9 protein-coding genes are annotated in these 9274 nt (G+C 46.6%); 2 read left to right on the forward strand and 7 right to left on the reverse strand.

What is annotated here, in order from left to right:
- Positions 1-65 precede the first annotated feature (65 nt).
- A complete protein-coding gene (locus NKMY2_RS09985; protein ID WP_042687943.1) occupies positions 66-464 on the forward strand; it encodes a 30S ribosomal protein S11 in 399 nt (132 codons plus the stop codon).
- On the opposite strand, the gene NKMY2_RS09990 is transcribed toward NKMY2_RS09985, so the two are convergent.
- From NKMY2_RS09990 to NKMY2_RS10015, 6 genes are all read right to left on the reverse strand, one after another.
- Positions 461-778 (reverse strand): hypothetical protein, encoded by a 318-nt coding sequence (locus NKMY2_RS09990; protein WP_052347805.1) that lies wholly within the window; start codon positions 776-778, stop codon positions 461-463. The genes NKMY2_RS09985 and NKMY2_RS09990 overlap by 4 nt on opposite strands.
- On the reverse strand, positions 771-1172 hold the full coding sequence (locus tag NKMY2_RS09995) for a DNA-binding protein (protein ID WP_042687946.1): 402 nt from the start codon (positions 1170-1172) through the stop codon (positions 771-773). The genes NKMY2_RS09990 and NKMY2_RS09995 overlap by 8 nt, the downstream gene beginning before the upstream one ends.
- Positions 1169-2617 carry an RtcB family protein gene (locus NKMY2_RS10000; RefSeq protein ID WP_042687949.1) on the reverse strand — a complete coding sequence of 483 codons (1449 nt, stop codon included), beginning with the start codon at positions 2615-2617 and terminating at the stop codon, positions 1169-1171. Before NKMY2_RS10000 ends, NKMY2_RS09995 begins: the two co-directional genes overlap by 4 nt.
- Positions 2618-2703: 86 nt before the next feature.
- Complete coding sequence (locus NKMY2_RS11070) at positions 2704-4779, reverse strand: CFI-box-CTERM domain-containing protein (RefSeq protein WP_177316554.1); 2076 nt, start codon at positions 4777-4779, stop codon at positions 2704-2706.
- Entirely contained in the window at positions 4776-6218 is a 1443-nt protein-coding gene (locus tag NKMY2_RS10010; RefSeq protein WP_042687952.1) for a PsbP-related protein, read from the reverse strand. The genes NKMY2_RS11070 and NKMY2_RS10010 overlap by 4 nt, the downstream gene beginning before the upstream one ends.
- 93 nt (positions 6219-6311) lie before the next feature.
- Complete coding sequence (locus tag NKMY2_RS10015; RefSeq protein ID WP_042687955.1) at positions 6312-7112, reverse strand: helix-turn-helix transcriptional regulator; 801 nt, start codon at positions 7110-7112, stop codon at positions 6312-6314.
- Positions 7113-7199: 87 nt separating this feature from the next.
- Here NKMY2_RS10015 and purB point away from each other — a divergent pair, with 87 nt between their 5' ends.
- Positions 7200-8561, forward strand: a complete 1362-nt coding sequence (purB, locus tag NKMY2_RS10020) for an adenylosuccinate lyase (RefSeq protein WP_042687991.1) — start codon at positions 7200-7202, stop codon at positions 8559-8561.
- On the opposite strand, the gene NKMY2_RS10025 is transcribed toward purB, so the two are convergent.
- Positions 8554-9264, reverse strand: a complete 711-nt coding sequence (locus NKMY2_RS10025; protein ID WP_052347813.1) for an asparagine synthase C-terminal domain-containing protein — start codon at positions 9262-9264, stop codon at positions 8554-8556. The genes purB and NKMY2_RS10025 overlap by 8 nt on opposite strands.
- Positions 9265-9274: the final 10 nt, after the last annotated feature.

Here is a 9274-nt window from a genome sequence, read left to right on the forward strand (position 1 = left end):
TTAGATTCAAATCCCGCAGAAGCCCTCTAAAACGTATTTTAAACCCCCCAATGTTTCGATAAGCAATGTCAGAAGACAAGGTCGAAAAGTGGGGTATTGCTCACATCTACAGCAGCTACAACAATACCATAGTACACATGACAGATCTGACAGGCGGAGAAACCATCGCAATCAGCTCAGGTGGACGACATGTGAGCGCAGACAGATACGAGTCATCCCCATTTGCCGCAATGAAGTCATCTAACGCAGTAGTAGAGGCAGCAAAGATCAAAGGATTCACAGCGTTTCACATTCGAGTCAGGGCAGTCGGCGGAGTAGGCTCCAGAGTGCCAGGACCGGGCGCACAGGCAGCAATTAGAGCTTTGGCAAGAGGCGGATTTAGAATAGGAAGAATCGACGACGTTACACCAATTCCTCACGACACCACACGAAAGAAGGGTGGAAAGAGAGGAAGAAGAGTCTAGACCTCAACTAGTTTTACTTTAACCTTACATCCCTTTGATTGGAAATAGTCAGTTAGAAAATTTGTAAATTTTTCTTCGTGCTTGCTTCCTTTTGATTTTTTGATCATGTCGGCAAGTCTTTGCTCGATTTGCATCTGAAAGTTTGGCTTTATCCAGACCTTGAAAAATGTCCAGCCAAATCGCGATGTCGGCTGTCCAAAATCAAACTCGTTTTGCAGCCCGCACTTTGCTGCCAGTTCGGAGAGCGCGTTGTTGATTATCAGTTTGTCATCAAGATAATTGATTGAGCTTATTTCGTAGACAGCGTTAATCATTTGAATCATCTTTGGTTGTCAGTTTGTCAGAGAGTGAGACGAACTTGCCGTCCTGCTCTACGCTGATCTTAGTTGCCATCCTCACGCTGATTCCAACTGATCTAAACAGTGCAAGCAGTTTTCCACCGTCAAGCTCCTCGTTTATCTCGCCAGCCTGGATTAATTCCCCAAGCTTGTCAACTATCATCTTGGTTTCATTTGGGAACTGGCGCTCTGCATTTTGCAGCACCTCCATCCCCCGGTATCCAAGTTTTGAAATCAAAGTGTCGCGGAACGGCACGGTTTTTTTCTGCTCTGCTGCGGGCTGCGGCTTTGACTGGGACGTGATGTTTTTTTGCATTTCTGCCAGGCGCTTTGCCTTTAGCATTTCAAGCTCGTGGTCTTCGTCGCTCATCCCTTTATCACGCCGATGGGGATGAGCTTTGCTACCTTTGTTGCAATTCCAAGCTCGTGCGATACGTTTACCACTGCGTCCACATCCTTGTATGCCTCCGGAGTCTCCTCTACCACCCCGTCCCTTGTTAATGACTTGATGAAAATTCCTTTATCACTGAGTGATTTTTTGACCTGGTCCTCCGTGAAGTCGCGCCTTGCCTTGGAACGCGACATCATCCTGCCTGCGCCGTGCGCAGTAGAGCCAAAGCTTAGGCTCATCGAGTTTGGCTTGCCCAGCAGGATCCAGCTTCCGGTTCCCATGGAGCCTGGAATCAAAACCGGCTGTCCCAAGTCACGGTACTTTAGTGGAATCTCTTCTCTGTTTGCAGGAAACGCCCTAGTTGCTCCTTTTCTGTGCACCACCACTGATCTCTCGCGTCCGTCAACTTTGTGCTTTTCAACTTTAGCAATGTTGTGCGCCACGTCATAGACTAGTCCCATGTCAAGGTCAGATTCGGACTGCTTGAACACTCGCTCAAATGATTTTCTTGTCCAGTGGGTGATCATCTGGCGGTTGCTCCACGCAAAGTTCAAAGCTGCAAACATTGCTTTTCGGTATGATTCTCCTTCCTCAGACGAGTTTGGAACGCATGCAAGTTCCCTGTCAGGCAGATGAATGTCGTATTTTTGCAGTGCTTGTTCTGATACCCTAAGATAATCGCTGCATATCTGGTGCCCAAATCCGCGAGAGCCGCAGTGAATCAGGACAGTTACGTTTCCCTCCTGTATGCCCATCCTCTTTGCTGCCTCCTCGTCGTAAATTTTTTCAACCTTTTGAACTTCTAAAAAGTGATTGCCAGAGCCCAGGCTGCCTAATTGTGGTGCGCCCCTTTTTCGAGCAGTGTCAGAGACCTTGTTTGGGTCGGCGTTTCTTATCTGCCCGTTTTCCTCGCAGACGTCTGCGTCATTTGTCGTGCCGTATCCGTGCTCGATTGCCCAGTTGACGCCCCTCACCAGCACCTCGTCTAGTTCAGAATAGTTTAGCTTGACAGCCCCCTTGGAGCCGACACCTGATGGAATCGAATTAAAAAGATCAGTTACAATTTCTTTAAGCTTTGGCCTAACGTCTTTTTCTGTCAGGTTGGTGCGAAGCAGTCTTACTCCGCAGTTAATGTCATACCCGACACCACCTGGACTAATCATGCCCTCTTCTGCATCCATTGCGGCCACTCCCCCGACTGGAAATCCGTATCCTTCGTGCCCGTCAGGCAGAACGACTGCGTGTCCCAAGATTCCCGGAATTGTGGAGACGTTTGTTGCCTGCAGTATGGTCCTGTCTGTCATCATTTTTTGCATTAGCGACTCGTCTGCGTATATGGTGACTGGAACCTTCATGCCCTTGCTGGAATCAGCTTCGATTCGATACTGCATGTTTCCAATTTTTTTTGGAGTAATTGACGACATTACTGGTATGGCGACTGCAAAGACAATTTAAATGATAAGCGAAATTTGCCAGTTGAATTTGAATCCGAAGGGATTGTCAGTGGGCACTAGATTTGGTTCTTTTTGGATCTATCTTTGAGTTTTAGAATCACAAGTGCAGGCAAAACAAAGTACATTCCAATGTTTAGCAGCATGATTCCAATCCCATATGCCAACAGATCTTGTTCTGAATCGATGTCTACATAGTTCAGGATTGACAGAGTTGACAGCATTGGCGTTATTGTCATCTTTACAATTTCTTTGAATGCAGGGTTCTGTCGTTCCCAGTCTGCAATTGTGGGGCTAAACAGGTAATAGAACTGATTAAAGCCAGTCATGAAACTTGTTCCAGAATTTGTACTGAGAAGCACGTTATCTCTCATCTCCCTGAGCAGCTGAACCTGCGGCGCTAGCTCAGAGCCAAATGCGGCAGTGGCAATCAGGCATCCACCGCTTTTAGGTGTTGTGGTCGGCGGTTCTGCTTTGACAGTTGTGTCCCACCATTTGTCAGTTGATGCGACATCCAGTTTTGTCTTTTCAATTTTGTCGGCAGATACCAGGATAGAGTCCCCGGCACTTATTGTCATTATCGAGTCAATGGCATCATAAGGCACGACATATACTTCGCCTTCCAACACATTCAGTTTTGTTGCTCCATCTTGTACGGTGACGGTAAATTCCGTTCCATGTGGGACCAGTGCTGCATCAGGAGTGAAAATTATGTTATTCTGCTCTTCCTCGGAAACACGGGTGTCATAGTCATAATACAATGAACCTACAATCATAAGATAGCCTGTCGCAATCAGGGCCGCTGATGTTCCGCCTGACGGAATCAACCCAATCAGACCTCCAGCGAAAAAGCTTGAAGCCAGCAAGTATGTTTTTTCATCACTCAGTCCTGTTTTTTCTAAAACTGGACGTATCTGTTCATAGACTTGTTCTGTCCTAGATTTTTGTTTGAGATCATCTACGGTGTCAAAAAGGAAGCTCAGATCCTGATCAACGCCCGTGTTTTGAGCAGAGTCCTGCTTTAGCTTGTCAACTGTGTCAAAAAGGAAGCTCAGATCAGAATCATCTTGTATGACTATTCCAGCAGTATCAATCTTGGTGTTTTCCCGCATAGATATAACTCCAGCACCGTTTTCAAGTGCGATTTTTACATTGGTATCAGCGTTTTCTCCAGTCTGTATCATGTCGCCTATTTTTAGATCATTAGAGTCCACAATGGTTCCATCATCTGTTGTTATGGTTGCACTCCCTTCATGTACCTGAAGGTTTCCAATTTTACGATCCTGTAAAATTTGTTTGATGTCTTCGCCGACAGACGATTCCCCTGTTTCAGTCCAATCTTGTGACTCAGATTCGTTTTCTACATCGTTGAGGTCATCAGATTCGGCAGGGTCTTCTTCGGCCCAATCTTGCGACTCGGATTCGTTTTCTACATCGTTGAGGTCATCAGATTCGGCAGGGTCTTCCTCGGCAAACTCATCTGCCTGATCATCCTCAGGACAGCCATCTTCTATTCCAACCGAGTCCTCAGGATCATTTGGGCATGCATCATCAGAGTCCGGAAATGTGTCGCCATCGCCATCGGGTTCTTCTGGCATTTGGCAGATTCCATTTGTTTCCTCCTCTCCCGCAGGACACTGGCACTGATCACCTACTAGTTCCTGGTCTGCCCTGCACTGGGGAGCAGGCTCGTCTTGCTGGTACGCTGGAGGCGAAAAGCCGGTTGGAGACAACTGGGTGGTACCATGACCCCAGTCAGCTGCAAAGTCTAGCTTGATTCCAGAGCTTGCATACCAGCCGGAAAAATTTATGCCGCTATGATCAAAAAGCGTTACTCTTGACCCGTCAATTGTTCCATCTACAACCAGATCCCACGGCTCATACGAGCAGGTGTCATCTGTCGTACTTGTCGGAACAAAGGAAAACTCGCCATGCAGATCATTTCCATCTTGCTCAAAAAAGCCGTTTACTTTGCCTGAAACTGCGCAGGTGGTACCATCGTATGAGACCTGTGCAAACCCCGACCACTCCCCTGTCAGATCGGCAACAGGGGTCAGCGCATAGGCATTTCCAGTCAGAGTGAACGGGGAAAGCAGGATGAATAGGAAAAACGGGAATGAAAAAGTATGCCTCATGTCTTCACTTTTCCTGTCCCAAGGCTTTTTTGATCTTTTGCAAATGCCTCCCACTTGATTTCGGCATTCTTGCTATCAACTTTTAATTTGGCTTGAATTGCGTCAGACGGATGCAGCGGCGAGGATGTCGTTTGATACATGACAGAGTCAGGACCAAGGCGCTTGTGCGTCCAGTCGTTTATTTTTATGAAATTTGTTATCTTGCCGTTTGCAGATGTTAATTTAATGCCATAAACATCGCCTGATGAATCCTTTGAATTTTTAATTACAAGGCTCACCAAATTGTCTTTCTGGCTGGCCTTGACATCAAGCTGGAACTGTTTTTGTTTTAGCGGCGGCTCTTGGGTTTTTGCAGTAGCAGATGGTTTTGTGCTGCCCTCGTTTACTTGAAACGAAACAGAACCAATGCTCTCTGAGCCATATGTGGCAGATATTGTATAAATCCCATAAGGCCAGCTGCTGTCAAGTTTTAGGGGAAACCTGAAATTCCCGTCCTTTGTTACCACTGCGTTTTGTTGTGTGGTTCCCTTGTCCGGCTTTGCAATGTTTAGTGTAAGAAGAACTCCCTTTTGGTAATGGATGATTTTTCCGGACACTATCACTTCAGCTGGCGAGTACTTTGAAGAAGTAAATTGGTCCGAGTTTATCTGCAGTTCGCCTGTGCTTGATTTGACATATGGTGCTGAGGATTCAGGCGATGTTTGTTCTCCCTTGTAGTTAAAAATTGAAAACGAATCAGACATGTCGGAGAAGACAAGCGAGTTCTGTTCATTGTCTACAACGGAAAGATTGCTAGCCAGCAGCATCCAGCTGTTATTGCCGTCAGGAATCACAGCTATGCCCACAGGGGCAATCTGAGCTGTAGCTTGTGCAGACGACATCTGGGCTACAACTCCCAGTACGCGTCCCTTGTAGCCGTTTTTACTGGTATAGACATCTTCAAAAACATCCACCAGGCAAGTGGCTCCGGCAGGCGCTTGCGAGCAGAATGCAGGCTTGAATTCGCTTTTGATTTGATTGTCAGTTTCATCTAAAATTTTTCGGGAGGTTCCTTTGTCGTTTTGTATCAACTCTATCTCAAGTGCCGCGTCCTTGGAAGGATTTTCAAATCGCACCAGGTTTATCATGTTTGAAAAAGTGCCGTCTTTCTTTAGCAGTTCGATTTTTGCCCAAGTTGACGGGTATTTTATTGAAAATCCGTACTGCTTGTTTTGATATGAGAGATATTTTACAGTTGGAGGGGTTGTTTGCGTTGTGGAGCTATCCTGATCAAGGGCGTATTGGGCACCGCTTTTTGGCAAATTTGCGTCAAACGTGATATCAGCACTCACCACACCAGATCGTACGAGGGTATACGGATCTGCATCGCTTGCCGGCAGAGATCCAACCATACATGACAACAATATCGTTAGCGCAAATATTGCGCCAATGCTTACCAAGTGAGAATTTTATTTAGTACAAATAGATAAAGCCTCTCATGAAATCCAAGCGATTCCAGATTCTTTGGATCTGCGATTTTCTGACGGAATAGTTTACTCTTTGATTTTGCTTTCGTGAAAAACATCAGAGCCGTACCAGCAGTACCTAAAGTAGTCAAGGCACCACTCGTGAAACATCGGATCATCAGAATAGAAAAGCTCCGTGATGTCTGACTCCCCGTCGATGTTTGGAAATGCGACAGATGCCTCCTTTTCGTTTAGCACTACTACCACCTGGACTGTCTTTGCCATCTTTCGCTCGACTAGCCCGTCGTCGATCAGCCCGTCAAACTCCAATTCCTTGAGCAGTTTTTTTCTCCCCTTTGGAATTACTGCAGATTCAGACAGGACGTAATGGTACTTGGTTCCCTTTTTGACGCGCTGGACTAGCGGCTCGATTTTGTCCAGCGGAATCTCTGACACTGTCTCGTAGATGTACTGATTTGCGTTTTTGTAAATTGACTTCCACTGTTCCAAAGTGTATGATATTCCCTTGAGGTGCTTGCCTGCAGATAGCTGCCCTATCCTCATGATAAACTTGGTTGGAATGTCGCCAAAGTCGTGATCCTCAAAGTACTTGCGATTCTGGGAGAGAAACACGATAGACGGCACCTGGGAGCAGATGGTCATGCCGTATGTAGTAAGCGAGTAAAACCCGTCCTTGTCCTTTGTGATGAACCCTCCGTCTTCCAGTCTTGTGAAATTTCGATGGACCTCCTGGTTTGTGGAACCGAGCTCCTTTGCCATTACTGCAACCTTTGACTTTCTCTCAAGAAGCTTGAATATTATTTGCAGCCTCTGGTGGCTTGATAATTCCAAAAAGTTGTTTGCCGATTCCTCGTAATGGTCTATCACGGAATGGTTTAGGAATCGAGTCAATTTAGGGTTTTTTGATAAAATGCGGCAAGTAGATTTATTTTCGATGCGGTTTTGGATAAAATTGTGCCAATACTACCAATAGACAGCGGCAGGTACGGAACAAAGGAAATGCTGGCAGTGTTTGACGATCAAAAAAAGATTGACTACCAATTACAGATAGAGGGCGCAACTGCGCTTGCGCAAAGCGAGATAGGCATGATACCCAAGTCTGCAGGGGCGAACATTTTCAGGACTGCAAACTCTGGCAAGATAACTGCGAAAAGAATCAAGCAGCTCGAGGCAAAGTCAGACCACGACACGGCGGCACTGGTTGAGGCGCTAAGCGAAAAATGCCAGGTATCTGCAAGGCCGTGGGTGCACTATGGCCTTACCAGCAACGACTTGGTAGACACAAGCAACTCACTTCAGATTAAAGACGTATTATCCATAATAGAGCCAAAGGTCGCGCGCCTTGGACTGATTCTGGCAAAAAAAGCCACGCAGTACGGCGACGTTCCGGCAGTCGGCAGGACTCACGGCCAGCATGCAAGCATCATATCGTTTGGGCTGAAATTTGCAAACTGGGCAGCGGAGATGGCAGCCCACATAGAAAGACTAGAGGAGGTCAAAAAGAGAATACTGATTTGCAAGACACTTGGAGTGGTCGGCACAGGCTCCCTGATGGGCGCAAAGGCAGTAGAGATTCAAAAAAGAGTTGCAAAAAGACTAGCGCTGTACCCGGCAGAGGTTGCAACGCAGGTAATCCCAAGGGAGAGGTACGCAGAATACATTTTCCATCTTGCGCTTTTGGGCTCTACATTAGAAAAAATCGCAATCGAGATTCGAAATTTGCAGAGGACTGAAATCGGCGAGGTGGCAGAGCACTTTAAGGCAGGTCAGATGGGAAGCAGTGCGGTTCCGGTAAAGCGAAACCCGATCAAGAGCGAGCGCATATCATCGCTGTCAAAGCTGCTGCGAAGCCAGATGAGCACCGCGTTTGAAAACATCCCGCTGTGGCACGAGCGTGACTTGTCAAATTCCGCAAACGAGCGATTCACCATCCCAATGTGTTCCATTTTGCTTGACGAGATGCTTGAAACAATGATCAGGATAATTGACAATCTGAAGATCAACGTTGAAAAGATAACTAGCAACCTACAGGTGACAAACGGGCAGATTTTTGCAGAGTTTGTGCTGGAAGCACTTATCAAAAAGGGAGTGCCAAGGTTTGTCGCATACAGGGACGTGCAGCGAGTGGCGTTTTCTGCACATGACCAGGGGATGGACTATGTCGATGCCGTAAAAAATGACCAGGCCATATCATCAAAATTATCCGAGGAGGAAATCGAGAAAATATTTTCACCAGAGAGCCACCTTGGAGCATCACCAGAGATAATTGCAAACGTGAACAGTTTGGTGCAGAAAGCCTGCAAGAAATTCATCTAGACTTTATCAGGGCTTTGTGAATCAGAGAGCCGTACTGTAAGGCTTTTTTTCTCTTGCTTGCCGAAATTTCCGGAACCCCTACTTGTGATGCAAGTTTTCTAATGATGTGCTTTCGCTGCAAGTCATCAGAGTCCAGTATCTTTTCTGAAACAGGCACGATTTTTGCGTAATTTATGAAATTTTCCGACAGGAGGGGCTGCAGTATCTCCACTGAAAACTCGGATGATACCAGGTTTGCTGCCTTCATCATCTTTAGCTCGTTTTCAAGCTTCGAATTCATGAGTTCCATTATTTTTGATTCGCCTTCCTTGAACGCATCGCGGTACCCGTTGTACCCGCAGAACAGCTCGTCAATCCCGTTTGCAGTCACTACGGTATCCAGTCCAAGACTGCGCGCCAGTTTTGCAACGTGGTAAAACGCAATGCAGTTTTCGTTCCATGACAGATTGTCAGTCGATATGGTATCGCGGATTTTCTTTGAAATTGCTCCAAACTCGTCCGGGTCTATCTCCAGGATGTGGTGGGGCAGTTTCAGAATTGCGTTTACCTCCCTCGAGAACAGGATGTCGTGCGAGCCTGCAAAGCCGATCGTAAGCAGCGTGACATCATACCCCAAATCGGAGCAGACCTTTGCAACCAGCGTACTGTCGACTCCACCTGAGAACGCCACTCCTATTTTTTGCGTGAGGACCGTGTGGAGCACTGCCTTTTTG

It is taken from the genome of Candidatus Nitrosotenuis chungbukensis (assembly GCF_000685395.1).
Taxonomy (GTDB): Archaea; Thermoproteota; Nitrososphaeria; order Nitrososphaerales; family Nitrosopumilaceae; genus Nitrosotenuis; species Nitrosotenuis chungbukensis.